This is a genomic window from Mesocryomonas fontinalis (genome assembly GCF_055730125.2).
This window is the reverse complement of the sequence record NZ_JBUZWG020000005.1, coordinates 171647-195376: the sequence shown is the minus strand read 5'-3', so window position 1 is coordinate 195376 and position 23730 is coordinate 171647. Positions and strand designations below refer to the sequence as shown.

At 66.7% G+C, this 23730-nt stretch carries 28 protein-coding genes; 16 read left to right on the top strand and 12 right to left on the bottom strand.

Annotated features, from left to right (window positions below; all coding sequences use genetic code 11):
• Positions 1 to 3 precede the first annotated feature (3 nt).
• Positions 4 to 1101 (bottom strand): class I SAM-dependent methyltransferase, encoded by a 1098-nt coding sequence (locus ACZL02_RS14125; RefSeq protein WP_472936861.1) that lies wholly within the window; start codon positions 1099 to 1101, stop codon positions 4 to 6.
• A 4-nt stretch (positions 1102 to 1105) separates the two neighbouring features.
• Positions 1106 to 1966: a prolipoprotein diacylglyceryl transferase gene (gene lgt, locus ACZL02_RS14120; RefSeq protein WP_472936862.1), complete on the bottom strand. Its 861-nt coding sequence runs from the start codon at positions 1964 to 1966 to the stop codon at positions 1106 to 1108.
• Between the two features lie 202 nt (positions 1967 to 2168).
• On the opposite strand from lgt, the gene ACZL02_RS14115 reads away from it, so the two are divergent.
• The 4 genes from ACZL02_RS14115 (at position 2169) to ACZL02_RS14100 (ending at position 4450) form a co-directional block, all read left to right on the top strand.
• Positions 2169 to 2450, top strand: coding sequence for an accessory factor UbiK family protein (locus tag ACZL02_RS14115; RefSeq protein ID WP_472936863.1), 282 nt, complete (start codon positions 2169 to 2171; stop codon positions 2448 to 2450).
• Positions 2451 to 2770: 320 nt separating this feature from the next.
• Positions 2771 to 3265 (top strand): type III secretion system chaperone family protein, encoded by a 495-nt coding sequence (locus ACZL02_RS14110; protein WP_472932972.1) that lies wholly within the window; start codon positions 2771 to 2773, stop codon positions 3263 to 3265.
• The gene (gene proC / locus ACZL02_RS14105; protein WP_472936864.1) at positions 3262 to 4086 is read left to right on the top strand and encodes a pyrroline-5-carboxylate reductase; all 825 of its coding nucleotides are present in this window, start codon (positions 3262 to 3264) and stop codon (positions 4084 to 4086) included. Before ACZL02_RS14110 ends, proC begins: the two co-directional genes overlap by 4 nt.
• A 1-nt stretch (position 4087) precedes the next feature.
• Positions 4088 to 4450 carry a tRNA-binding protein gene (locus ACZL02_RS14100; RefSeq protein WP_472936865.1) on the top strand — a complete coding sequence of 121 codons (363 nt, stop codon included), beginning with the start codon at positions 4088 to 4090 and terminating at the stop codon, positions 4448 to 4450.
• Here the strand turns inward: ACZL02_RS14100 and ACZL02_RS14095 are convergent, their stop codons facing one another.
• The 5 genes from ACZL02_RS14095 to ACZL02_RS14075 form a co-directional block, all read right to left on the bottom strand.
• Entirely contained in the window at positions 4451 to 4837 is a 387-nt protein-coding gene (locus ACZL02_RS14095) for a type II toxin-antitoxin system VapC family toxin (protein WP_472936866.1), read from the bottom strand. It lies immediately after the preceding gene.
• Positions 4837 to 5079: a type II toxin-antitoxin system Phd/YefM family antitoxin gene (locus ACZL02_RS14090; protein ID WP_472936867.1), complete on the bottom strand. Its 243-nt coding sequence runs from the start codon at positions 5077 to 5079 to the stop codon at positions 4837 to 4839. The genes ACZL02_RS14095 and ACZL02_RS14090 overlap by 1 nt, the downstream gene beginning before the upstream one ends.
• Before the next feature lie 110 nt (positions 5080 to 5189).
• Complete coding sequence (locus ACZL02_RS14085; protein ID WP_472938094.1) at positions 5190 to 6485, bottom strand: ATP-binding protein; 1296 nt, start codon at positions 6483 to 6485, stop codon at positions 5190 to 5192.
• A 162-nt stretch (positions 6486 to 6647) separates the two neighbouring features.
• On the bottom strand, positions 6648 to 7385 hold the full coding sequence (locus tag ACZL02_RS14080; RefSeq protein WP_472936868.1) for a response regulator: 738 nt from the start codon (positions 7383 to 7385) through the stop codon (positions 6648 to 6650).
• Positions 7372 to 7956 (bottom strand): MarR family winged helix-turn-helix transcriptional regulator, encoded by a 585-nt coding sequence (locus ACZL02_RS14075; RefSeq protein WP_472936869.1) that lies wholly within the window; start codon positions 7954 to 7956, stop codon positions 7372 to 7374. Before ACZL02_RS14075 ends, ACZL02_RS14080 begins: the two co-directional genes overlap by 14 nt.
• A 287-nt stretch (positions 7957 to 8243) precedes the next feature.
• Between ACZL02_RS14075 and ACZL02_RS14070 the strand changes: the two genes are divergently transcribed.
• The 5 genes from ACZL02_RS14070 (at position 8244) to ACZL02_RS14050 (ending at position 11320) form a co-directional block, all read left to right on the top strand.
• Positions 8244 to 9134, top strand: coding sequence for a branched-chain amino acid aminotransferase (locus ACZL02_RS14070; RefSeq protein WP_472936870.1), 891 nt, complete (start codon positions 8244 to 8246; stop codon positions 9132 to 9134).
• A complete protein-coding gene (locus tag ACZL02_RS14065; protein WP_472936871.1) occupies positions 9131 to 9817 on the top strand; it encodes an MBL fold metallo-hydrolase in 687 nt (228 codons plus the stop codon). Before ACZL02_RS14070 ends, ACZL02_RS14065 begins: the two co-directional genes overlap by 4 nt.
• 139 nt (positions 9818 to 9956) lie before the next feature.
• Positions 9957 to 10484, top strand: a complete 528-nt coding sequence (locus ACZL02_RS14060; RefSeq protein ID WP_472936872.1) for a hypothetical protein — start codon at positions 9957 to 9959, stop codon at positions 10482 to 10484.
• 129 nt (positions 10485 to 10613) lie between these two features.
• Positions 10614 to 10943, top strand: coding sequence for a hypothetical protein (locus tag ACZL02_RS14055; protein WP_472936873.1), 330 nt, complete (start codon positions 10614 to 10616; stop codon positions 10941 to 10943).
• Positions 10944 to 11182: 239 nt separating this feature from the next.
• A complete protein-coding gene (locus ACZL02_RS14050; RefSeq protein WP_472932958.1) occupies positions 11183 to 11320 on the top strand; it encodes a hypothetical protein in 138 nt (45 codons plus the stop codon).
• Positions 11321 to 11545: 225 nt separating this feature from the next.
• Here ACZL02_RS14050 and uvrB read toward each other — a convergent pair whose 3' ends face one another.
• Both uvrB and ACZL02_RS14040 read right to left on the bottom strand, forming a co-directional pair.
• Complete coding sequence (gene uvrB, locus ACZL02_RS14045; protein WP_472938095.1) at positions 11546 to 14413, bottom strand: excinuclease ABC subunit UvrB; 2868 nt, start codon at positions 14411 to 14413, stop codon at positions 11546 to 11548.
• 257 nt (positions 14414 to 14670) lie between these two features.
• Positions 14671 to 15573 (bottom strand): LysR substrate-binding domain-containing protein, encoded by a 903-nt coding sequence (locus ACZL02_RS14040; protein WP_472936874.1) that lies wholly within the window; start codon positions 15571 to 15573, stop codon positions 14671 to 14673.
• Positions 15574 to 15659: 86 nt separating this feature from the next.
• Here ACZL02_RS14040 and ACZL02_RS14035 point away from each other — a divergent pair, with 86 nt between their 5' ends.
• From ACZL02_RS14035 to ACZL02_RS14025, 3 genes are all read left to right on the top strand, one after another.
• The gene (locus ACZL02_RS14035; RefSeq protein ID WP_472936875.1) at positions 15660 to 15917 is read left to right on the top strand and encodes a hypothetical protein; all 258 of its coding nucleotides are present in this window, start codon (positions 15660 to 15662) and stop codon (positions 15915 to 15917) included.
• 179 nt (positions 15918 to 16096) lie between these two features.
• A complete protein-coding gene (locus tag ACZL02_RS14030) occupies positions 16097 to 17161 on the top strand; it encodes an NAD(P)-dependent alcohol dehydrogenase (RefSeq protein WP_472936876.1) in 1065 nt (354 codons plus the stop codon).
• Positions 17162 to 17457: 296 nt separating this feature from the next.
• Positions 17458 to 18780, top strand: a complete 1323-nt coding sequence (locus ACZL02_RS14025; RefSeq protein WP_472936877.1) for an extensin-like domain-containing protein — start codon at positions 17458 to 17460, stop codon at positions 18778 to 18780.
• Positions 18781 to 18820: 40 nt separating this feature from the next.
• On the opposite strand, the gene ACZL02_RS14020 is transcribed toward ACZL02_RS14025, so the two are convergent.
• Positions 18821 to 19378 carry a TetR/AcrR family transcriptional regulator gene (locus ACZL02_RS14020; RefSeq protein ID WP_472936878.1) on the bottom strand — a complete coding sequence of 186 codons (558 nt, stop codon included), beginning with the start codon at positions 19376 to 19378 and terminating at the stop codon, positions 18821 to 18823.
• A 135-nt stretch (positions 19379 to 19513) separates the two neighbouring features.
• On the opposite strand from ACZL02_RS14020, the gene ACZL02_RS14015 reads away from it, so the two are divergent.
• Positions 19514 to 19831 (top strand): DMT family transporter, encoded by a 318-nt coding sequence (locus ACZL02_RS14015; RefSeq protein WP_472938096.1) that lies wholly within the window; start codon positions 19514 to 19516, stop codon positions 19829 to 19831.
• Between the two features lie 83 nt (positions 19832 to 19914).
• Positions 19915 to 20292 carry a RidA family protein gene (locus ACZL02_RS14010; protein ID WP_472936879.1) on the top strand — a complete coding sequence of 126 codons (378 nt, stop codon included), beginning with the start codon at positions 19915 to 19917 and terminating at the stop codon, positions 20290 to 20292.
• 94 nt (positions 20293 to 20386) lie between these two features.
• Here ACZL02_RS14010 and ACZL02_RS14005 read toward each other — a convergent pair whose 3' ends face one another.
• Positions 20387 to 20785, bottom strand: coding sequence for a hotdog domain-containing protein (locus ACZL02_RS14005; RefSeq protein ID WP_496258434.1), 399 nt, complete (start codon positions 20783 to 20785; stop codon positions 20387 to 20389).
• A 68-nt stretch (positions 20786 to 20853) separates the two neighbouring features.
• Positions 20854 to 21378 carry a DUF1499 domain-containing protein gene (locus ACZL02_RS14000; protein ID WP_472936880.1) on the bottom strand — a complete coding sequence of 175 codons (525 nt, stop codon included), beginning with the start codon at positions 21376 to 21378 and terminating at the stop codon, positions 20854 to 20856.
• A gap of 285 nt (positions 21379 to 21663) precedes the next feature.
• Here ACZL02_RS14000 and ACZL02_RS13995 point away from each other — a divergent pair, with 285 nt between their 5' ends.
• Positions 21664 to 22869, top strand: a complete 1206-nt coding sequence (locus tag ACZL02_RS13995; protein ID WP_472936881.1) for a pyridoxal phosphate-dependent aminotransferase — start codon at positions 21664 to 21666, stop codon at positions 22867 to 22869.
• Positions 22870 to 23020: 151 nt separating this feature from the next.
• The gene (locus ACZL02_RS13990; RefSeq protein WP_472936882.1) at positions 23021 to 23644 is read left to right on the top strand and encodes a glycoside hydrolase family 25 protein; all 624 of its coding nucleotides are present in this window, start codon (positions 23021 to 23023) and stop codon (positions 23642 to 23644) included.
• Positions 23645 to 23730 lie beyond the last annotated feature (86 nt).

The following is a 23730-nucleotide window of genomic DNA, read 5'->3' as shown; positions in this document are numbered from 1 at the left end:
GCGTCAGGCGGCTAAGGGCGGGAGCGCCAACGGCACCGAGGCGACGGCGAGCACCTTGAACAGGGCGCCCATCTCGTCCTCGCCGAGGCCGCACAGGCGGTGTGCCGCGGCCATGATCGTCGCCTGTTCGGCCTCGCCACGGCCGCGTCCGAGCTGCGCCGCGCGTTCGCCGAGGCCCAGCTGGATCAGGAAATCTCCCTGTCCGATGACCGGGGCGACGACGAGGCCAGCGCGCGCGAATCGGGCGGACAGCGCCTGGAAGTCGACATGGCTGGTGATGTCGACCTCACCGGGGCTCTCCAGCGGGTCGGCGAAGCCATGCTCCCGCATCGCCTGCAGCGTGTTGCCATAGGCGCTCGCCGCGTGACCGTAGTCGATCATCAGGGCCGCGCCGCCGTGCGCGGCGAGCCGTCCGGCAATCGCGTCGGCGATGGCGTCGCGCTGCGGCGAGGTTTCGAGCGTGGTGCCGGGCTCGGCCGGCGGCAGCCCCGGGGGGAAGCTGAGTTCCACGTCGTCCGGCGCTCGCCGCAAGGCGAAGCCGAGGGCGGCGTCTCCGGAGAGTTCGACGACGATCTCGTGCCAGACGCCGTCGCCGCGGACGAACTGGCGGATCGCCACCGCGTCGAAGAGTTCGTTGGCGACGAGCAGCAGCGGCAGCGCATCGACATCGGCGAGCCGGCGGACATGGCGGATCGGCAGGTCGAAACCTTCCAACCTTTTGGCCTGAACCTGCTGCAGGCGGTCCGACGTCTCGACCAGAGCGATCCGTGCTGCCTTGAGGAAGGCGATGTCGATCTTGCGGACGGTGCGCAGGATGTCCGCCATCAGCGTCCCGCGGCCCGGCCCGATCTCGGCGAGCACGAACGGGGAGGGGCGGCCGAGCCCCTGCCAGGCCGCGACCAGCCAGGCGCCGATCAGCTCGCCGAACATCTGGCTGACATCGGGCGCCGTGACGAAGTCGCCGCCGGCGCCGAAGGGCTCTCGGCTGGTGTAGTAGCCATGCTCGCGGTGGAACAGCGCGAGGTCCCAGTAGCGGTCGATGCCGATCGGTCCTTCCCGCCGGATCGTCTCGGCAATGATGCCTTGCAGCGCGGTCGCCATCGCGTCAGGCGACCTTTGCCGGCGGCGCGTAGACCGTGTCCTTGGCCGTCGCCATGCCCCAGAGCGAGACGGCGAGCATCGGCAGCGACAGGACCATGCCCATGGTCAGCCAGGACGTGCCGAGGAGATAGCCGAGCTGGATGTCGGGAACCCGGAAGAATTCGACGAAGATGCGGGCAAGGCCATAGCCGCCGATGAACACTGCGCCGACGAAGCGCGGCTTGCGCAGCAGCTTGAAGTGATGGGTCATCAGGCGGAGCACCAGCCAGAGCAAGACGCCTTCGAGCAGGCCTTCGTAGAGCTGGCTCGGATGGCGCGGTTCTGGCCCGCCGGTCGGGAAGACGAAGGCCCAGGCGACATTGGTCGGGGCGCCCCAGAGCTCGGAATTGATGAAATTGGCGAGCCGCCCGAACAGCAGGCCGAAAGGCACCGAGGCCGCCGTCACGTCGATCAGGCTCCACAGCGGGATCTTCTGCCGCCAGGTGAAGATGGCGATGGCGATGACGACGCCGATCAGGCCGCCATGGAAGGACATGCCGCCTTCCCAGATCCGCACCATGGCCCAAGGATCGACGCTGTAGCGGTGGAAATCATAGAACAGGATCGAGCCGATGCGCCCGCCGAGGATGATGCCGCCGGTGATCCAGAGGATGAAGTCGTCGATCTGCAGCTTGGTAATCGGCGCAACGCCATTCGCCCAGAGTTTCGGATTGCCAACGAGGGCGCGCCCGTAAAGCCAGCCGCAGAGGATGCCGGCAACATAGGCCAGCCCGTACCAGCGCAACTGGATCGGCCCGAGCGACAGGAAGACCGGGTCGATGTTGGGATAGGCGAGCACGCCGAGCGTGGAGAGGGCAGGATTCAAGGCAAAGGCACTCCGGGGCCGACGACGGGTCGGCAGGCGGCGCGACCTTGGCTGCGGGTCTTGCGCGGGTCAAGGCATCCCCGCTCTCGCCCGTTGCCGCAGGCTGCGCGGCGATCTCTGCGGCGCGAAGGGCCTGCGGCATTGCCAAGCCCCTGCCGCACGCCTACCTCCAGATCAGGAACAATCGAACCGGAGACGCGCCATGACCCCCAAGGGCCCGAACCGAATGCTGGACGAATTCGCCCGGCTTATGACCGATGCCGCGGGCGCTGCACAAGGCGTGCGCCGCGAGGTCGAGACGGCGTTTCGCACGCAAGGCGAGCGGCTGATCAACCAGATGGACCTGGTGCAGCGCGAAGAATTCGAGGCCGTGCGCGACATGGCGGCGAAGGCCCGGCTGGAGAACGAGGCGCTGAAGAAGCGGCTGGCCGATCTCGAGGCGCGCACGCCGTCGCCCTTCTCCGGCACCGACAGCGCCGTCTGACGGGCGGCGGGCTGTTATCCACAGCCTCTCCACAGCTTGTCCCCCGACCCCGCCGGACTCGAAAGTCCTTTGGCGGGAGTCGGTTAGGTCCTCGGTGACGCCGCCTGCGGGCGGCGTCTTTCGTTAAAATCCTTAATAATCCGTTAACCCCCTACGACACCGGAATCCCGGCCTATACACTGATTCATAAGGTTGATTCGCCGCACCGCGGCGGGCCGGCCAGCGCTGGATCCGCTCGGGTCCGGCGTCATCGACGGGGCGATCCGGTGCGGCCGGAATCGCCCCTCGTCATGAATCGGGATCGGGGTGCAGGTGTGGGGATGAATTTCGAAGGGGCCGAGCGCCAGTTCAATCCGGTCGACGTGATCGAGCTGGTCGCATCGAACCGGGACTGGGTGTTCGAGCGTCCCTGCGACGACGAGATCGCCGTCTCGGTTGCCGGGCTCTGGACGGAGTATTCCGTCTCCTTCTCCTGGATGCCGAGCTATGAGGCACTGCATCTCGGCTGCGCATTCGATCTGAAGGTGCCGGAGCATCGCCAGGTCGAGGTGCTCCGCCTGCTCGCCCGGATCAACGAGCAGTTGCTGATCGGGCATTTCGACCTCTGGCCGAAGGAGGGCGCGGTGATGTTCCGCCACGCTCTGCTGCTGTCGGGCGGTGCGGATCCGACCAGTCAGCAGGCCGAGCGCCTGCTGACCTGCGCGCTCGAGAACTGCGAGCGCTTCTATCAGGCGTTCCAGTTCGTCGTCTGGGCCTCCAAGGATGCCGACGAGGCGCTGTCCTGCAGCATGTTCGAGACGGTGGGCAACGCATGACGGCGTTCAGCTCGGCTTTCGGCCGGATCCTGCTCGTCGGGGGCGGCAACATGGGCGGCGCCATGGTGCGCGGCTGGGTCGAGAATGGCATCTCCGGCGAGGATATCCTCGTCGTCGATCCGTCGCCGGGCACCGCGCTGCAGGCGCTGATCGCATCGGGCGCTCTCCGCTGGGAGAAGTCCGTCCCCCAGGAGGCCTTCGACGTGGTGCTGGTGGCGGTCAAGCCGCAGGTCATGGCCGAGGCGCTCGCCTCGCTGAAGCCGGCGCTGGCACCGGATACGCTGGTGATCTCGGTGGCCGCCGGCAAGACGCTCGGCTTCATCGCCGGCCTCGTCGGCGACCTGCCGGTCGTGCGCGCCATGCCCAACACGCCGGCGATCATCGGCCGCGGCATTACTGGCGCCGTCGCCAATCACGCGGTCACGCAAGCGCTGCGCGAAAAGGCCGATGCGCTGCTGTCGGCGAGCGGTCCGGTCGTCTGGCTGGATGACGAAGGCGACATCGACGCGGTGACGGCGGTGTCGGGCAGCGGTCCGGCCTACGTCTTCCATCTCGCGGAAACCCTTGCCGCCGCCGGCGTTGCGGCGGGGCTCGCGCCGGATCTTGCGATGAAGCTCGCCCGCCATACCGTCGCCGGTGCCGGCGAGCTGATGATCCGGTCCGACGAAGCGCCGGACCAGCTGCGCCGCAACGTGACCTCGCCGAACGGTACCACGCAGGCGGCGCTGGAGGTGCTGATGGCGCCGGACGGGCTCGGGCCGCTGATGACCGCGGCCGTCGCCGCCGCCCGCGATCGCGCGCGCGAACTGTCGAGGGATTGAGATGACGGAGCACGCGGCCGCCCCGGCGCCGGAGATCAGCTACGACGATTTCCTGAAGGTCCACATCCGCGTCGGCACGATCGTCGAGGCCGAGCCTTTCCCGAAAGCCCGCAAGCCGGCGATCATCCTCAAGATCGATTTCGGTCCCGAGATCGGCGTAAAGAAATCCTCGGCGCAGATCACCGTCCACTACACCCCGGAAGAGCTGGTCGGCCGCCAGGTGATCGCCGTGGTCAACTTCCCGCCCCGCCAGATCGGCCCGATGCGCTCGGAGGTGCTGACGCTGGGACTGCCGGACGAGGCCGGCGAAGTCGTCCTGCTGGCGCCGGGGCACACCGTGCCGAATGGTGGGCGGCTGTTCTGATCAGACGAGTTCGACAAGATCTTTGTACAGGTCCATGGCCCGATCCACTGTGCACAAGGCGCTCGGCAACTCGATGGCCTGGGCGATCAGGAGGCGATCGAAGGGATCCTTGTGATGCAGGGGCAGATCTGTGGTTCGCAGTGTCACGGCGGCGGTGATAGGTCGCTCGATCAAGTTCGCCGCAATGGATGCCTCCAGGATCTGAGCAGGAGTTGCGACGAAGTTCAGACGGCCGATCGACTGCTTTATCGATATTTCCCAAATGCTGGCGGCACTGAAATATACGGTATTGCTGGGATCCGATAAATGCTGATGCGTGCTTTGGCTTAAACGATCCGGCTGGAAGAGTGTCCATAGAAGGATATGGGTGTCGAGGAGAAGCCGCATCAGCGGCCTTCAAACAATGCTATGATTTCGTCGGGCAGCGGACCGTCGAAATCGTCTGGAACGATCCCTTGGCCTGCCAGTCCACCGAGTTTGCGACGACTGATCGACCCCTGCGGTGCAATCGGTACCAACCGTGCTCGTGGCACACCATCGGAAGCAAGGACGATGTCTTCGCCCGAACTGACGCGCTCCAGCAGTTCAGCGAGACTGTTTTGGGCTGAGGCGGTCTCAATGATGGTCATTTGATCCCTCGAACTCGTATCGGTTAATCCCTGCTGCGTAATGACGACGCTAGGATATCCCGGTCGTAATCGTCAGGAGCATACGCCCCGACCTCGCCCGCTGCCAACGCCTAAGCCGGTACCCGGATCATCGCCCTCAGCCCGCCCATCGCGCTGTCCGACAGAAGGATGTCGCCGCCATGGCTGCGGGCGATGTCGCGGGCGATGGCTAGGCCAAGGCCGGTGCCGCCGGCGTCGATGTTGCGGGCGGTGTCGAGCCGCACGAAGGGCTTGAAGACCTCGTCGCGCATGTCCGCGGGAATGCCGGGGCCGTCGTCCTCGACCGTCACCGTCAGCCAGCGCCCCTCGTGCTTGGCGAGGATGCGCACGCTGCCGGCGTGCCGCATGGCATTGAGGACGAGGTTGCCGATCAGCCGCGTGAACGAGCCGGGCCGGACCATGATGCGGGGATCGCCGATGACTTCGGTCGAGACCTTGCGGTTCTTCAGCCGGCCCTCGGCCTCGAACCTGGCGAAGGCGGCCTCGAGGTCGAACTCGGCGACGTCCTCGCCTTGCTCGCCCTTGGCGAAGGCGAGATAGCCCTCGAGCATGCGCTGCATCTCGTCGATGTCGTCGTTCAGCTCCTTCTGGTCCTCGCCCTCGCCGAACAGCGCCAGCTGCAGCCGGAAGCGGGTGAGGATGGTCCTCAGATCATGGCTGACGCCGTTCAGCATCTGCGTGCGCTGCTCGATCTGGCGTTCGATGCGGTCGCGCATCTGGACGAAGGCGAGCGAGGCCCGCCGGACCTCGGAGGCGCCGCGCAGGCGAAAATGCGTCGGCATCGGCTGGCCCCGGCCAAAGCCGTCGGCGGCTTCGGCCAGCGCCTCGATCGGCCGGATCTGGTTGCGCAGGAAGAGGATGGCTATCAGCATCAGCACCAGCGACGTGCCGACCATCCAGAGGAGGAAGATGTGGGTGTTGGAGGCATAGGCCGAGTTGCGCCGTGCGAAGACCCGGAGGACGTGGTCCTTCAGAAGGATGCGGATCTCGACGAGCCTCGACGCCCCCACCGTGTCGATCCAGAACGGACGGTTGATCTGATCGGTGATCTCCTCCGACAGGATGCCGTCGAGAATGTTGAAGAAGGGCTTTGGCGCCGGCGCCGGCAGGGGCTCCAGCGGCAGTACGGCGATGTTGAGATCGAGCTTTTCGCGGGCGAGGCGGGTGACCTCCGTGAAATTCGGGTCCTGTGGATAGGTCTCGATCACGTCTATGACGCCGGCAATGTCGCGCACCACCGCCGTCGACAGGCGCTGCGTCACTAGCTGCCAGTGACGCTCCATGAAGACGAAGGCGACCACCGACTGCAGCAGCACCATCGGCGCGATGATGATGATCAGCGAGCGGGGATAGAGGCCCTTCGGCATGATGCGGCCGATGAACTTCGGCACGTGCCGCAAGGGCCCCCGCCACGGGCTTGGCAGGGAAAAGCGCTGCGGCAGAAGCTTGCGCACCGCCAGCGGCAGCGACGGGCGCCGCGGCAGGCGGGTGCGGAGGGTGTCGAGAAGCGCCATGCGGCTAGCCTTACGTCAATCGACGTTCAGGCGGTAGCCGATGCCGCGCACGGTCTGCAGCCAGAGCGGATTGGCAGGGTCGCTCTCGATCTTGCGGCGCAGCCGGTTGATCTGGACGTCGACGGTACGCTCGCCGACCTCGGTCTCGTCGCCGAGCAGTTCCTGCCGCTGGATGGTTTCGCCGGCCTTGGTGGCGAACTGCGCCATGATGTCCTGCTCGCGCTCGGTCAGCCGGATCATGTCGACGCCGCGCTTCAGCTCGCGGCGGGTCAGCGAGAACGTGAAAGGCCCGAAACGCACGTTCTCGACCTTGACGATCGGCACCGGTGCGCCGCGCTTCAGGATGTTGTTGATCCGCAGCAGCAGCTCGCGCGGGTCGAACGGCTTGGTCAGGTAGTCGTCGGCGCCGGCTTCCAGTCCCTCGATGCGCTGCTCGGTGTCGGAGCGGGCGGTCAGCATCAGGATCGGCGTGTCGCGGATCGCCGAGAAGCCGCGCACGAGGTCGAGCCCGCTCTCGCCGGGCATCATCACGTCGACGACCAGCAGGTCGAAGTCGAGCCCTTTCAAAATCTTGCGCGCCTCGGCGGCGTCGGCCGCGACGGAGACGCGAAAGCCGCGCTCGGACAGGAAGCGCGACAGCAGCTGGCGGATGCGGCGGTCGTCGTCGACGATCAGCAGATGCGGGGCGTCGTCGTCCAAAAAGGGCGCCGCCGGTGCTGCGGCAGGTGTCGGCGCAGTTTCAACCTCGGCCATGCGCCGGTCCTCCTTCGATGCCTTGCTTGCGGAACCACGACTTCGTCGCCCCGTGGTCTCCGGCCATTTCCATCAGGAACGTGGTGACCGACGTCGCATCGGCAATGCCGCGTGCCGCCAGGGCGGCCTCGATGCGCTCCGCTTGCGCGCGCGACAGTTCCAGCGTCAGGCCGCGGCCGCGGCTGGTGGGAAAGAGCAGCCGCTGGCGCCGGTCCTCGGCGCCAGGCAACTGCTCGACGAAACCGCCGTCGATCAACTGGCGCAATACCCGCGACAGCGACTGCTTGGTGATCTGCAGCAGATCGAGAAGATCCGCGATGGTCATGCCGGGGGACCGGTTAACGAAGTGCAGCACCCGGTGATGGGCCCGGCCGAAACCGTAGCGTTCCAGAACGAGGTCGGCATCGGCGGTGAATTCGCGGTAGGCGAAGAAGAACAGTTCGATGATCCGGAAATCGAGATCTCCGGTCGTGGCGAGGGGCTCCGTCACGATGTCGGAAGGGGCGGGGTCTGAAGGGAGGGGCGCGGCAGGGCCGCCCTGCGCCCGGGGTTCATGCAAGCTGGCATCCATCAAATTAGGTCAGCACCATTGACGTATATTCCCACCATTGTTACACCGATGCGCCGCCGTGGGAACAGGCCGACCGCGAGAGGTCGGCTTCCCACCCGAAGCGACGGCGCATGGGAAGCGGCGACTGGAGCCGGACGCCGCCCGTGATCACTCTATGGCAAGCCGGCGGTTCTGCCGAATGCGGACCACAGGTCATTTGACGAGGCGCCCGAAAGCGGAAAGAATCCGCGGGGGTACCAGCATTCGATCGAGTTGAGAGGAGGGCGCCGGGAGGCGCCGAGAGCGGCATGAGCACAGTTCCCTTCGACCAGTTGGACGGCCAGATCTGGTTCAACGGCGAGTTCGTTCCTTGGGCCGACGCCAAGGTGCACGTGCTGACCCATGGTCTGCACTATGCCAGCGCTGTCTTCGAGGGCGAGCGCGCCTATGGTGGCGAGATCTTCAAGCTGCGGGCGCACACCGACCGGCTGATCGAGTCCGGCCGGCTGCTCGGCTTCAAGGTGCCCTACACCGCCGACGAGATCGACGCCGCCTGCATCGAGCTGCTGCACCGGCAGGGCTTCGAGGACGCCTATGTGCGGCCGATCGCCTGGCGCGGCTCGGAGTCGATGGGCGTCTCGGCGCAGAACAACAAGATCAACGTCGCCATCGCCATCTGGCAGTGGCCGAGCTACTTCAACCCCGAGCAGAAGATGAAGGGCATCCGCCTCGATCTCGCCGAATACCGTCGCCCCGACCCGCGCACCGCGCCGTCGAAGGCGAAGGCGAGCGGCCTCTACATGATCTGCACCATCTCCAAGCACGCGGCCGAGGCCAAGGGCTATGCCGACGCGCTGATGCTGGATTGGCGCGGCCATGTCGCGGAAGCCACCGGCGCCAACGTCTTCTTCGTCAAGGACGGCGTGATCCACACCCCGGATCCCGACTGCTTCCTCGACGGCATCACCCGCCGCACGGTTATCGATCTCGCCAAGCGGCGCGGCTACGAGGTGCGGGCCCGCCACATCCAGCCCGAGGAGATGGAAGGCTTCAGCGAGTGCTTCCTCTGCGGGACGGCGGCCGAAGTGACCCCGGTGTCCGAGGTCGGCCCTTACAGCTTCACGCCCGGCGACATCAGCCGGCAGCTGATCGCCGACTACGCCGCCGAGGTGCAGCCGAAGCGCGCGGCGGCCGAATGAGCGAGACCCCGATGGAGCCTGGCACCGCGCCAGGCTCCGGCCCGGGCCGGCTTTCAGTGCAGATCGTGCCGGTGACGCCGTTCCAGCAGAACTGCGCCGTTTTCTTCGACGACGTGTCGAAGCGCGGCGTCGTCGTCGATCCCGGCGGCGACGTCGAGAAGATCGTCGCCGCCGTCCGGCAGCTCGGCGTCACCATCGAGGCGATCTGGCTGACGCATGGCCATCTCGACCATGCCGGCGGCGCGATGGCGCTGAAGACGGCGCTCGGCGTCGACATCATCGGGCCGCACCAGGCCGACAAGCCGCTGCTGGAAAACATCGAGAAGCAGGCGGAGATGTTCGGCGCGGGCGGCGGCATGCGCAATGCCACCCCCGACCGCTGGCTCGAGGACGGTGATAGCGTCTCCTTCGGCGAGCATCGCTTCGCCGTGCTGCACTGCCCCGGCCACGCGCCCGGCCATGTCGTCTTCTTCCACGAAGTGGCCCGCTTCCTGCACGCCGGCGACGTGCTGTTCCGCGGCTCCATCGGCCGCACCGACCTGCCGGGCGGCGATCATGCGACGCTGATCGCCTCGATCCGCGACAAGGTCCTGCCGCTCGGCGACGACGTCGCCTTCATGTGCGGCCACGGCCCCGGCGGCACGCTCGGCGAGGAACGGCTGACCAACCCTTATCTCGTCTGATCCGGTTCTGCCTGCCGCGCTGCAGCGACAGCGCGGCGCAACGTTCGGCAGGTACACCTTGGCAAAACGCGGCCGCACGGTTTCACCGGTAACGCGGCGAGGCGATGGTGCCGGGATGTTGCGAACGATGGGGGATGGGGTGAGGGTTGTCGCTTTGCTGGTGACGCTGGCGGTCGGGGTCTGGCCCGCGGCAGCGCAGGACATGTTTCCCGGCTGGACGGCCGGCCCGGCGGCGGACGCGACCATGGCGGTCGGCCGCCGCTTCGACTGCAGCGGTGATCTCTGTCCCCCGGGCGGCCTCGCCTGCCTCTATGCCACCGCGCCGAAAGGCGAGGGACGCGTCGTCCCGACCAAGGACCTGCTGCGGCCGAAGGGCATGCCCTGGAAGGAGATCGAGGCCTGGACCGGCGCCAAGCTGGTTGCGCTCGACCCCTTGCTGTCGGGCGATCCCCGGGTCAGCCCCGCCAACTGGACGGTCACCGCCCCGGCTCACCTCGCTCTCGACGAGAGCCACGTCGTGAAACGTTACACGTCCGGCATGCTCTCGGTGCCCATGGCGCTGTGGATGAAGGAGGGCGCGATGAACGTCATCATCTGCAAGTCCGCCTCCGGCGACGAGGTCTCGGCGGAACGGCGGATCAGGGGGCTCGTCGGGGACCTGCGCTAGCAACCACGACAGCAAATGTTCCGGCATGTGAACGCCTTGCCGGGACATGCCTCCTCGACGCGGCGGAACACCGGCCGATGCTCGCCTGTTCTCTCTCTGAAGCCATCCTGATCTTCTTCGGAGAGTACCATGCGCCTGAGCCTTCTTCTCGTTTCCACCGTCCTCCTCGCCGGTCCTGCGCTGGCCCAGACCGCCGATCCCGCACTGCCGGCGGGCGTGTCGGAGACCCAGCAGGGAACACCGATCGGCATTCCGGCAGCGCCCGGCCTCCCAGGCGTGGGCCTCGACCCGGCGACGGACTCGGCTGCCGATAGCGAAGCCGGTCAGCCGAAGGGACCCGGCGGGCTGCAGAACGGCGTAGGCGGTGAGGGAACCCTCGCGCCGAGCACCACGGGGGCCAACGACGACATTCTCGATCAGGACACGTCTGACGATTCCGGTGTCCCGGTTGTGAAGTAACCTGGGATGGCCGACGCTCTCGGTAACGTCAGCCGGCGCGTCGGACATCACAAACGTAGCGTTCCCGCAAGGGACGCAGCAGTCCCGTCCGCGTCACCTGATCTAAGTCGTTTTGCCGGGCAGACCGGCCCTCATTCCACGTCTGGGGCTTGGGTTTTCGAGCGAAACTGACTTGTTCGGGGACCGGCCTGCCGCCACTGTTCCTGAAGCGACCGTTAGATCCCCAAGAGAGATACAATATGAAGCATACCGTCCTCCTGCTCGTCGCAGCACTATCGCTGACCGCCTGCCTCTCGGAGATCAACAAGCCGATCCGCCCCGGCGATACCTGGCGCGAGCGTGCCGAGGCCACAAGCAATCCGATGGGTAACGACTAGGGCGCATCGAAAAATCTTCAGCGATGCAAAAGCTGCTCCTTCTCCCCTCCGGGGAGAAGTGCCCAGCAGGGCGATGAGGGGGAGCGTCGCTGAAGGCTGTCCGTCTGGACGGTGCGCAGAAAACCCCTCATCCCGCTGCCGCGACCTTCTCCCCGGAGGGGAGAAGGTCGGAATTTGCATCCCGAAACGCTTGAAGCTTAGCGCCGCGAGAGCTTCGCGGTCGCTTTACCGCCCCGGCCGGCCTGTCTTGCCCGTCCGGCGCCCTGCCTTGCGTGGTGCCGGGTCCTCGTGGCTGCCGATGCCGATGCGCTCGCGGCGGATCGGGCGGAGATCGTCCGGGTTGCCGCCATCGTCGACCGGGCGCGGCTTGTCCTGCATCGGCGCGGCCTGGGTGCCGATCAGGCGCTTGGCGGCCGCGGACAGCTTGGCGGAGGGATCGACCGGCTTCACCGGCAGCTTGCCCTTCTGAACCGGCTTCTCCGTCCGACCGACGGTCATCTCGTCCAGGCTGTTCTTGCGGAAGCCATCGCGGCGCGGCACAGCCGTGTCGGTGCCCGGACCCATATTGTCGAGGTCCGGTTTCTGGAAGTAGGACGGCTTTTCCGCCTCGGCCGCCTGTTTGGCCTTCGCCGCCTTGATCAGCGAAGGACCGGAGCGCTCGAACGTGCCGACCGAGCCCGGTGCCAAAGCCGGTCCTTGCGGGCCCTTCAGCTTGCCGCCGTGCTTGGTGCGTCCCGATGATGGGCCTTCGAGGTCGAGATCGCGGGCGAGCGGGTCGTTGCCGATGGCGAGCTCCGTCGCCTGCAGACGCTTGACCTCGTCGCGCAGCCGTGCGGCGGTTTCGAAGTCGAGGTTGGCGGCAGCATCCCGCATTTCCTTCTGCAGGTGATCGAGGTGCGCCTTGAGGTTGCTGCCGACCATCGCGCCCTCGGCGGCGAGTGCGCCGGTGGGCACGCGCACATGGTCCTTCTCGTAATACGAGTCGAGGATGTCGGCGATCTGCGCCTTTACGCTGGCCGGCGTGATGCCATGCTCCGTGTTGTACGCCACTTGCTTCTCGCGGCGACGGTCGGTCTCGGCGATCGCGCGCTCCATCGAGCCGGTGACCTTGTCGGCGTAGAGGATCACCTTCCCGTCGACGTTGCGCGCGGCGCGGCCGATGGTCTGGATCAGCGAGGTCTCCGAGCGCAGGAAGCCTTCCTTGTCGGCGTCGAGGATGGCGACGAGTCCGCATTCGGGGATGTCGAGGCCCTCGCGCAGCAGGTTGATGCCGACCAGCACGTCAAACGCCCCGAGCCGGAGGTCGCGGATGATCTCGATCCGCTCCAGCGTTTCAATATCGGAGTGCATGTAGCGCACCCGGACGCCATGCTCGTGCAGGTATTCGGTGAGGTCCTCGGCCATGCGCTTGGTGAGCACCGTGACGAGCACGCGATAGCCCTTGGCAACGGTCGAGCGAATTTCGCCGAGGAGATCGTCGACCTGCGAGCGGGCGGGACGGATCTCGATCGGCGGATCGGTCAGGCCGGTCGGGCGGATCACCTGCTCGGCGAAGACGCCGCCGGCATCTTCCAGCTCCCAGGCGCCGGGCGTCGCGGAGACCGCGACGGTCTGCGGCCGCATGGCGTTCCACTCCTCGAAGCGCAGCGGCCGGTTGTCCATGCAGGAGGGCAGCCGGAAGCCGTATTCGGCGAGCGTCGCCTTGCGCCGAAAGTCGCCGCGGTACATCGCGCCGATCTGCGGGATGGTGACGTGGCTCTCGTCGATGAACACCAGCGCGTTGTCCGGCAGGTACTCGAACAGCGTCGGCGGCGGATGGCCGGGCTGGCGGCCGGTGAGATAGCGCGAATAGTTCTCGATGCCGGCGCAGGAGCCGGTCGCCTCGATCATCTCGACGTCGAAGGTGACGCGCTGCTCAAGCCGCTGCGCCTCCAGCAGGCGGCCGGCCTTGGTCAGTTCCTCGACCCGCTGGCGCAGCTCGATCTTGATCGACTTCACCGCCTGCTGCAGCGTCGGCCGGGGCGTGACGTAGTGCGAGGACGCGTAGATCTTCACGCTCTGCAGGTCGTCGGTCTTGTTGCCCGACAGCGGGTCGAATTCCTGGATGCTCTCGATCTCGTCGCCGAACAGCGAGATGCGCCAGGCACGGTCTTCCAGATGCGCCGGGAATATCTCGATCGTGTCGCCCCGAACCCGGAAGCTACCGCGCTGAAAATCCATGTCGCGGCGCTTGTACTGCTGCGCGACGAGGTCGGCGAGCAGCTGGCGCTGGTCGAGCCGGTCGCCCACCGCCATCTGGAAGGTCATCGCCGTGTAGGTTTCGACCGAGCCGATACCATAGATGCAGGAGACCGAGGCGACGATGATGACGTCGTCGCGCTCCAGCAGCGAGCGGGTGGCGGCATGGCGCATCCGGTCGATCTGCTCGTTGATCGAGGACTCCTTCTCGATGAAGGTGTCCGAGCGCGGCACGTAGGCCTCGGGCTGGTAGTAGTCGTAGTAGGAGACGAAATACTCGACGGCATTGTCCGGGAAGAAGTTCTTGAACTCACCGTAGAGCTGGGCGGCCAGCGTCTTGTTGGGCGCGAGGATCAGCGCCGGCCGCTGCGTCGCCTCGATCACCTTGGCGACCGTAAAGGTCTTGCCGGAGCCGGTGACGCCGAGCAGCACCTGCGTCTGGTCGTGCTCCTTGATGCCGGAGACGAGGTCGGCGATGGCGGTCGGCTGGTCGCCCGCCGGCTCGAACTGCGACTGGATGCGGAAGGGCACGCCGCCTTCCGACTTCTCCGGCCGGGCAGGGCGGTGGGGGATCCAGACCTCGCCGTTCTTGATCAGCGGGTTGCCCTCGGAGATCAGGCGCGACAGGGCCTCGACGGTCGCGGTGACGCCACCTTCCGGCAGCGCCGAGGCGTCTTCCAGGCTGATGTCCATGCCGGCCACCGGGTTGAGCCCGGCGGCAGCGCGCTTCTTTGGATCGGTGGTGCCGCCCATCGAGGTACCGCGGGCGGAGCGGCCGGCCTTGGTGTCCGGCAGCTTCGGCTTCTTCGGCAGCTTGGGGGCGGCGGGCTTGGTCTCGGCCGCCACGGTGTCGATGTCCGCGGCGCGCTCCGCCTGATCCTCGGCCGCGCGCGCGATTTCGTCGGCCCAGCCGGAGACGGCGCCGCCAAGCGGCGCTCCCTCGAACTCGGCCCGAGGGGCCTCGCCGAAACCAGGCGCGAGGCGCTCGGCGGCATCGGAGAAGTCGAGGATCGGCGAGCGCCGGGGGGACTTTTGCTTGGGAGGAGCCATGCCGTGAATATGGGGGAAGCTGCCGGAGTCGGGAAGGGGTTGCCGGAATGTTCCAACGCGGCTTACGCCGTTTGCATGCTGTCGGCGATCGCGGCGAGCAGCCAGTCCCGGAAGGCCCGGATCTTTGGCACGGTGCGGCGGCTCTCTGGGTAGCAGAGCCAGTAGGAATGGCCGTTGGTGGCGACGAGGTCGAACGGCGCAAGAAGCCGGCCTGCGGCCAGCTCCTCGTGGAAGAAGGCCGGCGTGAGAAGGCCGATGCCCTGTCCGGCCATTGCCGCGCGGCCTTCGATGCTCTGCGTGCCGAGATCGCTGCGCGGTGTGTCATTCGCCGCCGGCGGGTTGGCCATGCCGGCCGCCTCGAACCAGATGTCCCACCACGGATCGGCAGGGGACACGCGGGGGATCCGCAGCATGTCCGACGGTCCGGAGATCGGCCCGAAGCGCTCGGCGAGTGCCAGGCTCAGCATCGGCGTGAAACTGCAGGCGATCAGGCGATGCTCTTCCAGCCCCGCCCAGCCGCCGGGTCCGGAACGGATGGCAATATCGACATCGTCCTGCACGAGGTCGCTCAGCCGGTTCGAGACGTCCAGCCGGACGGCGAGCCGGGGGTGGGCCAGCTGAAAGGAACCGAGCCGCTCGGCGAGCCAGTTCGAGGCGAAGGTCGGCTGCACGCTGAGGGTCAGCACACCCTCGCTCGCGCCGCGGGCGGCGGAAAAGGCCGCGGCGATCCGGTCGAAGGCTTCGCTGGTGGCCGGTGCCAGTGCCCGACCGGCCTCGGTCAACGCGACGTCGCGCGCCCGCCGGACGAACAGCGGCGAGCCGACGCGGTCCTCCAGCACCTTGATCTGGTAGCTGACGGCACTCTGGGTCATCCCGAGTTCCTCGGCTGCCCGGGTAAAGTTCAGCTGCCGTGCCGCCGCTTCAAAAACCCGCAAGGCCGCCAGCGGCGGAAGTGCTCTAGCCATCGATTTTCCTCATGGGTTGTTCCCGATCTTCGATTGGAGTGCGGGACGATCGCATGGTGAGATGCGTCTCTCTCAAGGAGACCTTCATGACCAACGCCCCCTCGCACATCACAACGGAACGCTGGAGTAAAAGGCTTTTCGCGGGCGTCTGGCAAGTTGCATGGCATGTCCTACTCAAGCCGCCGCGCCCCAGGCGGGAAAGACCGCTCGACCTGATGGATGCACGCGATGACATGCTGCGAGACATCGGCCTGTTCGATGGGCCGGACGTTGCCTTGCGCCGTTCGGACCTGCCGCTGCCGTCCGAACGTGAACGGTTATTCGAACGCGGCCCGCCCTTCTGAAAGGAGGTCCGGCAATGGGGGACGGCGGGGACAGGCGGCGTTGGGAAGGGGCCGAGGCGGAAGAACCCACGGGACGCCCGAGACGATACGCCGCCTTGCGCGCCGTCGCGTAAAGCCTAGTTCGCGTGCTGAGGCGTGTCTTCCTTTCTCGGGAAGCAGCCGAACCATCGAGGATTCCCATGTTCATCTGCCAAGGCTTTGCAGCGTCCGCTGCCGACCAGCCGCTCGCTCCCTACAGCTTCGAGCGGCGCGATACCGGACCGCACGACATTCGCATCGACATTCTGTTCAGCGGCGTCTGCCATTCGGATCTGCATCAGGCCCGCAACGACTGGGGCGGCTCGATCTACCCGATGGTGCCCGGTCACGAGATCGTCGGGCGCGTCTCGGAAGTCGGCTCCGAGGTCCGCAAGCTGAAGGTCGGCGATCTCGCCGGCGTCGGCTGCATGGTCGATTCATGCCGCCACTGCAAACCTTGCCTCGCAGGCCTCGAGCAGTATTGCGCCGAGGGATGCACGGTCACCTACAATGGCCGCGAGCGCGAGACCGGCGCCCCGACCTATGGCGGCTATTCCGACAGGATCGTCGTCGAGGAGCGCTTCGTGGTCAGCATTCCCGAGACCCTCGACCTGAAGGCCGTGGCGCCGCTGCTCTGCGCCGGCATCACCACCTATTCGCCGCTGAAGCACTGGAAGGTCGGTCCCGGCCAGAAGGTCGGCGTCGTTGGTCTCGGCGGGCTCGGCCACATGGGCGTCAAGTTCGCCAAGGCGATGGGCGCCGAGGTCGTGATGATCACGACGTCGCCGGAGAAGGGCAAGGATGCGTTGCGCCTCGGCGCCGACGCGGTGCTGGTCTCGAAGGACGAGGCGGCAATGGCTTCTGCGCGCGGCACCTTCGACTTCCTGCTGAACACGATCCCCGTCGGCCATGACATGAACCCCTATACGGCGCTGCTCACCGTCGACGGCACCATGGTCCTGGTCGGCGCGCTGACAGCGCTCGATCCGCTGTTGGGCTTCAACCTGATAGGCGGCCGCAAGAGCATCGCCGGTTCGGCCATCGGCGGCATGCCGGAGACGCAGGAGATGATCGATTTCTGCGCCGCCAACGGCATCGTCAGCGACGTCGAGATGATCGCCATCCAGGACGTCAACACCGCCTATGAGCGCCTGCTCAAGAACGATGTCCGCTACCGCTTCGTGATCGACATGGCGTCGCTGGGCACCGCCAAACAGGCAGCCTGACCCGCGGGCTTCGGCCGGCGTTCCCCGTCGCCCCCTGGGCCTAAGCTATCTCGCGTCACCGGATCGGCCCGGAAATCGACATCGGTTTCCGGGCCTTTTGCTGCGTGGTTTGCGGCCGTAAGACCGCCGTGCGTACGGCGGGTTGGCGCTTATGGGGGGCGAGCCTGTCGCTCCAGCGCGGCGAAAACCGCCACTCAAACGGCGCGCCGGATCGGCCGCGTTCAGCATTCGCTTACCAAGACGGCGTAGCCTGTCGGTGTCCGCTGGAGTATCGCGTGCACGAGGGCCGTCCGATGATGTTGCGTAGAGACGGATGGCGCATCTGGGTGTCCGCTGCCGCGTTTGGTCTGGCAGCGGACGCCATTCCCACCGCCATCGCCGGGGATATCGACCCCGTCATGACCGGCGGCGTCGCGCCGAAGATGGTCTGGGGCGGACCGGTGCCCGCAGCGCCGCGCCCCGGCGAGGTGCCGGTCTACGTGCCGAGCCGCTCGGTCGTGCCGTCCCATCCACAGCCGCAGTTCTATGCGCCGCTCTCAGTGCCGGACGCTCCCGACGACGCAGCGATGGGCGCGCCGGAGGAAACGCCGGCCTGGCCGCCATCTCCCGCCGCAACGCTTCCCGACCCGGGCGCCGATCTCTCCCGTTCGCCGGAGGCCGCGCCGTCCGAAGTGCAGCAAGCCGATACGCCCGCCGACGTGCCCGCCGATACGCCCGCTATCGACGACGGGTCGGGCGACGTGCAGCTCTACACCCCGATCGATGGCGAGGCGGATGCCGCGCTTGATGCGGGGGAGTCCCGCGAGGCCTCGGCCGAGCCGGGTACGCTCGCGCCGCTGGGGGCGCCGATCGAGGTGGAGGAGGATCCGGGCTTCGGGACCGGTGAGCCGCGCGCCGATCCCTGGGCCGGGCTGAAGGACGTGACCCCAGGCGAGGCGCCGGTTCGCCGGACGGCGCGGCCGAGGCCGAGCTACGCCTCGCTGGAAGCCATCGCGCCGCCGCGCCGGGCCGGCCCCCAGGTGCTCGACGACGGCCGCGGCGCGCTGGAGGACGAAACACCGAGCGGCTACCAGCCGATGCCGAAGAACGAGGTGATGTGCCGGCGGGCCTTGCAGCAGCTCGGCGTCAAATTCGTCGATGCCAGCTCGATCAGCCGCGGTCGCAGCTGCGGCATCGACTATCCCGTCAAGGTCACCGACATCGTACCGGGGGTGGCGATCCGTCCCGTGGCGACGCTTAACTGCATGGCGACGCTGCGGGTGGCGCAGTGGATGAAGAACGAGGTGATGCCGGCGGCGCGGTGGAAGCTGCTGCAGCGTCCGACGGTTCTGATCAACGCCTCGTCCTATCGCTGCTCGCGGATCGCCGGCTCGCGCTCGATCAGCCAGCATGCCAGCGGCGATGCCCTCGACGTGCACGGCTTCAAGTTCGCCGACGGGTCGTTCATGGAGATCGAGCGGAAGGGGTTCTTCGAGTTTCGCCAGAAGGCTTTTCAGCGCAAGGTCCGCGAGAGCGCTTGCCGCTATTTCGGCACCGTTCTCGGTCCGGGCTACAACGAGGACCATGCCGACCACCTGCACCTCGACACCCAGCAGCGCCGCCGCGCGGTGTGCAAGTAGCAAGGCGGGCGAATGCCCTGGTGACGAGCGGTACGCACGACTAGGAAGCGCCGGGATCCTTGATAGCCAGAAGATCCTGGATGTCGGCGAAGGTCGCTTGCCATTCGGTCGCCGGAAACGGCAGCAGGCCGAAGAACCGGAGGAAGAAGGCGCCTTCCGTCGCGAGAAAAGCCAGCCGCGCGCGCCGCGCCGCCGGGTCGTCGGCGTCTAGTCCGGCCGCCTGTACCTGATACCACTGGCGCATGTCGGCGAGATGCTCCGGCGTCTGCAGCAGCAAAGCGAGCAGGCTGGCTGCCCGGCGCTGGGTGTCCTCGTCTTCGCGGTGGGTCACCTCGACATGCGCGGCGACCCGCTGCGCGAGCGAGGGATCCTCTCCGGCGAGATCGCGGGCACGCCTTGCATAGTCCTGCATCCAGCGGCGCAGCATGGCGGCAATCAGCGCCTCCTTGGTGCCGAAGGAGGATTGCACCCCGCCTTTGGTGATCCCCGCAGCCTTGGCCACGGCATCGATCGTCAGGGCAGCCGCCCCCCGTTGCCCGACGATGTCTTCGGCGACGGCCAGCACCTTGTCGCGGTCGATCGTCTGACGTCGTCCCATCGGAGTTTTCCTTCGTGCCTATTTCAGACAGCTGCTTGAAAATTTAGAATACGTGCGTATTTCAAACTGGACAAGAGCTGCCGGGGAAGGATCCTTTTCGGGTCCGGCGGCGAACACAGGGAGAGGGAGTGCGTGATGGCCTGGCTGTATCTGGTAGGGGCGGGGTTGCTCGAGATCGGCTGGCCGGTCGGTCTGAAGATCGCCCAGACGCCCGAAACCCGCGGGGCCGGCATTGCCATTGCGGCGGTCTTCATGGTGGCGAGCGGGTTGCTGCTCTGGCTGGCGCAGCGCGACATCCCCATCGGAACCGCCTATGCGATCTGGACGGGCATCGGCGCGGCCGGAACGTTCACGGTCGGCGTGATGATTTTCGGCGACCCGACGTCGATCGCCCGCTATGCCGGTGTGGCCTTGATCGTTGCCGGCGTCATCACCCTTAAGCTCGCCCACTGAGCCGCCGAGGTCGGAATCCGGAAACGCCAGCGGGCCACCATTCCCCATCTCCGACGACCGCCGCAGGACAAAAGGTTCAGAGCATGCCCAGACGCTTCATCGTCGATGTCCCCGGCGTACCCAAATCCGCCTCGCCGATCTCGAACGCCGTCGTGGTTGGCAACACCTGCCACATCTCCGGACAGCTGTCGGTCTACGAGGACGGCTACCGGGCGGGCACGGCGCGTGAAGAGGCGGAGCGGGCGTTCGAACTGGTGTTTGCGATCGTCGCCGAAGCCGGTTTCACGCGCGAGGATATCGTCTATGTCGATATCGCTTTCGCTGATCTCGACGATCTGCCGAGCGTGAACGCGCTGTACGGCGAGCTGTTCGATCCACGCCCCGCCAGAACCATCTACGAGGCCGCCAGGCTGCCTTTCGGGGCGAGGATCAAGGTGCAGGCTATCGCCATGAAGGGCTGATCCGGGGGACGGGCGGCCGCTGACGCGCCGTCGATCCGGAGCGATAGGAGACTTGGAGCGGCGGGTTCGGCGGCGGGAAGCGGCGACGCTGCGCCTACTCCGCCGGAATTTCCACGGGCTTGCCGTCTTTGTCGAGGGCGACCATGACGAAGATGCCCTCCGTGACCTTGACCAGTTCGCGGGTCAGATGGCGCTGCGCCCAGGCCTCGATGAGGATGGTGATCGAACTGCGGCCGACCTTCTGGATCGTCGAGTAGACCGACAGCGTGTCGCCGATCTTGACCGGCTTCTTGAACGTCAGCGCATTGACCGCGACGGTGGCGACGCGGCCCCGCGCCCGGTCGGCACCGCTGAGGCCGGCGGCGAGATCCATCTGCGAGATCACCCAGCCACCGAAAACGTCTCCGGCGGCATTGGCATCGGCCGGCATCGCCGGCACGCGCATGGTCAGATCGCCTTTCGGCATCTCCTCGGTCACGGCGGTTCCTTTCATTCTTTGAAGGCTGATTAGCGAAAAGTCGCAGGCTTGGAAAGCGGTGCGCGGCGCCGCGCGGGCCGCCATCAGGACGTCGGCAAGACGCTTTCGGAAACTGCGAAGGGGCGAAGGCCCACTGCCCAACCTTGCTGGCGCGCGCGGTTGACGCCCCAGTCGCCGATGCCGATCTGCGAGCGGCCGTAGATCGCGAGCCCCGTGCCGCCGACCATGGATCGCGCCTCGGCATCGATGGTGTCGGCGAAGCGGAAGGTGGCGCTGCGGGCGACATAGCGGCGGTAGGCCGGCCGGCTGCCGTCGTCGACGCGGACGAGATGGACGGTGTCGGCCAGGACCAGCCTGTCCAGCCGCTGCATCAGCGCCGCCGGCGGTTCGGCATAGGTTGGCAAGGCAAGGTCGACGCGAATTTGGCAAAGGTCCGGCGAGCAGGCGAGGCTGTCGGTCGGGCGCTGGCGGCGCTGCAGCGTCGCAAAATCCACCGCTCCTTGGTCTGCCGGGCCGGCGATCCAGGCATTGATCCGCTCGGGACCGGCGATGACCAGTCCGATGCCGGAGAGCAGCGGGACCAGGATCAACAAGAGGCGACCGCGCACTTCCGTTCTCCGCAACTCTGGCAAGGATCTGGCCGGGCCAGCTGGCCGTCGGCTGTCAAAGAGGAGCAACGGCGCACGGCCGTCGCCGGATGCACGGCGGCGTGAATTTGCCGGCCCGCCGATCCGGTCCGATCGTGATCGCTGTGCGGACCCATCAGCTTAATTCATGGTGCGATGCGGCTCCATCGGCTTGCACCGGGTCCCTGCCGCGCCTACGGTTCGCCGGTTTTTGCAGGCGGGGTCGCCGCTGCAGACCTTCGAATCATGACAGCCGGAGCCGTTCCCATGGCATTTCTTGCCGCCGCCCTCGACCGCGTAAAGCCCTCCGCCACCATTGCCGTCTCGCAGAAGGCGCGCGAGCTGAAAGCCCAGGGTCGCGACGTCATCGGCCTCGGCGCCGGCGAGCCCGATTTCGACACGCCCGACAACATCAAGGCGGCGGCGATCGACGCGATCAACCGCGGCGAGACCAAGTACACCCCGGTCTCCGGCATCCCGCAGCTGCGCGAGGCGATCTCGAAGAAGTTCAAGCGCGAGAACAATCTCGACTACAAGCCAGAGCAGACCATCGTCGGCACCGGCGGCAAGCAGATCCTGTTCAACGCCTTCATGGCGACGCTCGACCAGGGCGACGAGGTCATCATCCCCGCGCCGTACTGGGTGAGCTATCCCGAGATGGTGGCGATCTGCAACGGCACCTCGGTGATCATCGAGACGACGATCGAGGCGAACTTCAAGGTCACGGCCGAAGCGCTGGAAGCGGCGATCACGCCGAAGACCAAGTGGTTCCTGTTCAACTCGCCGTCCAATCCCTCGGGCGCGGCCTATACCCGCACCGAGCTGAAGGCGCTGACCGACGTCTTGATGCGCCACCCGCACGTCTGGGTGATGACCGACGACATGTACGAGCACCTCGTCTACGGCGACTTCACCTTCACCACGCCTGCCGAGGTCCAGCCCGGCCTCTACGACCGCACGCTGACGATCAACGGCGTGTCGAAGGCCTACGCGATGACCGGCTGGCGGATCGGCTATGCCGGCGGCCCGCTGGCGCTGATCAAGGCGATGGACATGATCCAGGGCCAGCAGACCTCGGGCGCCTGCTCGATTGCGCAGTGGGCGGCGGTTGAGGCGCTGAACGGCACGCAGGACTTCATCCCGAAGAACCGCGTGATCTTCGAAGGCCGCCGCGACCTCGTGGTGTCCATGCTGAACCAGGCGAGCGGTATCGAGTGCCCGTCGCCGGAAGGCGCCTTCTACGTCTATCCCTCCTGCAAGGGGCTGATCGGCAAGAAGACCCCGGCCGGCAAGGTCATCGAGACCGACGAGGACTTCGTCTCCGAACTGCTGGAGGCGGAGGGCGTTGCCGTCGTGCACGGCTCGGCCTTTGGTCTCGGCCCGAACTTCCGGATTTCCTACGCGACGTCGGAAGCCCTTCTGGAAGACGCCTGCTCGCGCATCCAGCGCTTCTGCGCCAGCCTGAAGAGCTAAGCCCGGCGCAACAGGCAGTCCTTCTTTCTCCAAGACTAGACGGCGGCCTCGCAAGGGGCCGCCGTTCTCCGTTCCAGCTACGTAGTCTTCTTCTCAGCGGTCCGCCGGTTTGGTGTATTTTGCCTCTGTCGTTCAACGGGGAGTGCAAAGCATGCCGACTGTCCTGAATGCCGTCATCGATATCTCGCACCACAACAGGCACCTGGATTTCGCCAAGATCAAAGAGGCCGGCATTGTCGGCGTCTTCCACAAGGCGACGCAGGGCCAGAGCAACGTCGACCAGACCTATGCCGCGCACCGCAAGGGCGCCGTCGCGGCAGGCCTTCTCTGGGGCGCCTACCACTTCGCGACCGGCAGCGACGGGGTGAAGCAGGCCGAGCATTTTCTCGATGTCGCCGAACCCGACGACAAGACCCTCCTCGTGCTCGACTTCGAGCCGAACCCGACCGGCCCCAGCATGGGACTGGAAGAGGCGAGGGCCTTCGTCACCCATGTGGAGGCAAAGCAAGGGAAGTTCCCCGGCCTCTACTCCGGCCATTACATCAAGGAATTGCTGGGTAACGGCACCGACAGCACCTTGGCGCAGTGTTGGCTCTGGTTGGCGCAGTTCGGTCCGACACCGGTCGTGCCGCGGAACTGGAACACCTGGACGATGTGGCAGTACACCGACGGCTCGGTCGGGCCCGCGCCGCATGACGTCGAGGGGGCGGGCTTCTGCGACCGCGACAAGTTCAACGGGGACGAGCAGCAGCTGAAGCGGCTCTGGGCCAACTGAGAGCCGCAAGCCTCACCGACCTCGGACCTTTGCGCCACAAGAATGCGCCGCCAAAGAAAAAGCCGGGTTCGCGAGAGCCCGGCTTA

What these genes read in the sequence shown, in the direction of transcription:
- ACZL02_RS14085 (WP_472938094.1), bottom strand. Translation starts at nt 6,485, where the DNA reads ATGCCGAAGGGCCTCTATCCCCGCTCGCTGATCATCATCATCGCGCCG.
- ACZL02_RS14115 (WP_472936863.1), top strand. Translation starts at nt 2,169, where the DNA reads ATGACCCCCAAGGGCCCGAACCGAATGCTGGACGAATTCGCCCGGCTT.
- ACZL02_RS14005 (WP_496258434.1), bottom strand. Translation starts at nt 20,785, where the DNA reads ATGAAAGGAACCGCCGTGACCGAGGAGATGCCGAAAGGCGATCTGACC.
- ACZL02_RS14010 (WP_472936879.1), top strand. Translation starts at nt 19,915, where the DNA reads ATGCCCAGACGCTTCATCGTCGATGTCCCCGGCGTACCCAAATCCGCC.
- ACZL02_RS13990 (WP_472936882.1), top strand. Translation starts at nt 23,021, where the DNA reads ATGCCGACTGTCCTGAATGCCGTCATCGATATCTCGCACCACAACAGG.
- ACZL02_RS14050 (WP_472932958.1), top strand. Translation starts at nt 11,183, where the DNA reads ATGAAGCATACCGTCCTCCTGCTCGTCGCAGCACTATCGCTGACCGCC.
- ACZL02_RS14100 (WP_472936865.1), top strand. Translation starts at nt 4,088, where the DNA reads ATGACGGAGCACGCGGCCGCCCCGGCGCCGGAGATCAGCTACGACGAT.
- ACZL02_RS14020 (WP_472936878.1), bottom strand. Translation starts at nt 19,378, where the DNA reads ATGGGACGACGTCAGACGATCGACCGCGACAAGGTGCTGGCCGTCGCC.
- ACZL02_RS14125 (WP_472936861.1), bottom strand. Translation starts at nt 1,101, where the DNA reads ATGGCGACCGCGCTGCAAGGCATCATTGCCGAGACGATCCGGCGGGAA.
- ACZL02_RS14070 (WP_472936870.1), top strand. Translation starts at nt 8,244, where the DNA reads ATGAGCACAGTTCCCTTCGACCAGTTGGACGGCCAGATCTGGTTCAAC.
- ACZL02_RS14110 (WP_472932972.1), top strand. Translation starts at nt 2,771, where the DNA reads ATGAATTTCGAAGGGGCCGAGCGCCAGTTCAATCCGGTCGACGTGATC.
- ACZL02_RS14040 (WP_472936874.1), bottom strand. Translation starts at nt 15,573, where the DNA reads ATGGCTAGAGCACTTCCGCCGCTGGCGGCCTTGCGGGTTTTTGAAGCG.
- ACZL02_RS14090 (WP_472936867.1), bottom strand. Translation starts at nt 5,079, where the DNA reads ATGACCATCATTGAGACCGCCTCAGCCCAAAACAGTCTCGCTGAACTG.
- ACZL02_RS14030 (WP_472936876.1), top strand. Translation starts at nt 16,097, where the DNA reads ATGTTCATCTGCCAAGGCTTTGCAGCGTCCGCTGCCGACCAGCCGCTC.
- proC (WP_472936864.1), top strand. Translation starts at nt 3,262, where the DNA reads ATGACGGCGTTCAGCTCGGCTTTCGGCCGGATCCTGCTCGTCGGGGGC.
- ACZL02_RS14035 (WP_472936875.1), top strand. Translation starts at nt 15,660, where the DNA reads ATGACCAACGCCCCCTCGCACATCACAACGGAACGCTGGAGTAAAAGG.
- ACZL02_RS14015 (WP_472938096.1), top strand. Translation starts at nt 19,514, where the DNA reads ATGGCCTGGCTGTATCTGGTAGGGGCGGGGTTGCTCGAGATCGGCTGG.
- ACZL02_RS13995 (WP_472936881.1), top strand. Translation starts at nt 21,664, where the DNA reads ATGGCATTTCTTGCCGCCGCCCTCGACCGCGTAAAGCCCTCCGCCACC.
- ACZL02_RS14025 (WP_472936877.1), top strand. Translation starts at nt 17,458, where the DNA reads ATGTTGCGTAGAGACGGATGGCGCATCTGGGTGTCCGCTGCCGCGTTT.
- ACZL02_RS14095 (WP_472936866.1), bottom strand. Translation starts at nt 4,837, where the DNA reads ATGCGGCTTCTCCTCGACACCCATATCCTTCTATGGACACTCTTCCAG.
- ACZL02_RS14075 (WP_472936869.1), bottom strand. Translation starts at nt 7,956, where the DNA reads ATGGATGCCAGCTTGCATGAACCCCGGGCGCAGGGCGGCCCTGCCGCG.
- ACZL02_RS14065 (WP_472936871.1), top strand. Translation starts at nt 9,131, where the DNA reads ATGAGCGAGACCCCGATGGAGCCTGGCACCGCGCCAGGCTCCGGCCCG.
- ACZL02_RS14055 (WP_472936873.1), top strand. Translation starts at nt 10,614, where the DNA reads ATGCGCCTGAGCCTTCTTCTCGTTTCCACCGTCCTCCTCGCCGGTCCT.
- ACZL02_RS14080 (WP_472936868.1), bottom strand. Translation starts at nt 7,385, where the DNA reads ATGGCCGAGGTTGAAACTGCGCCGACACCTGCCGCAGCACCGGCGGCG.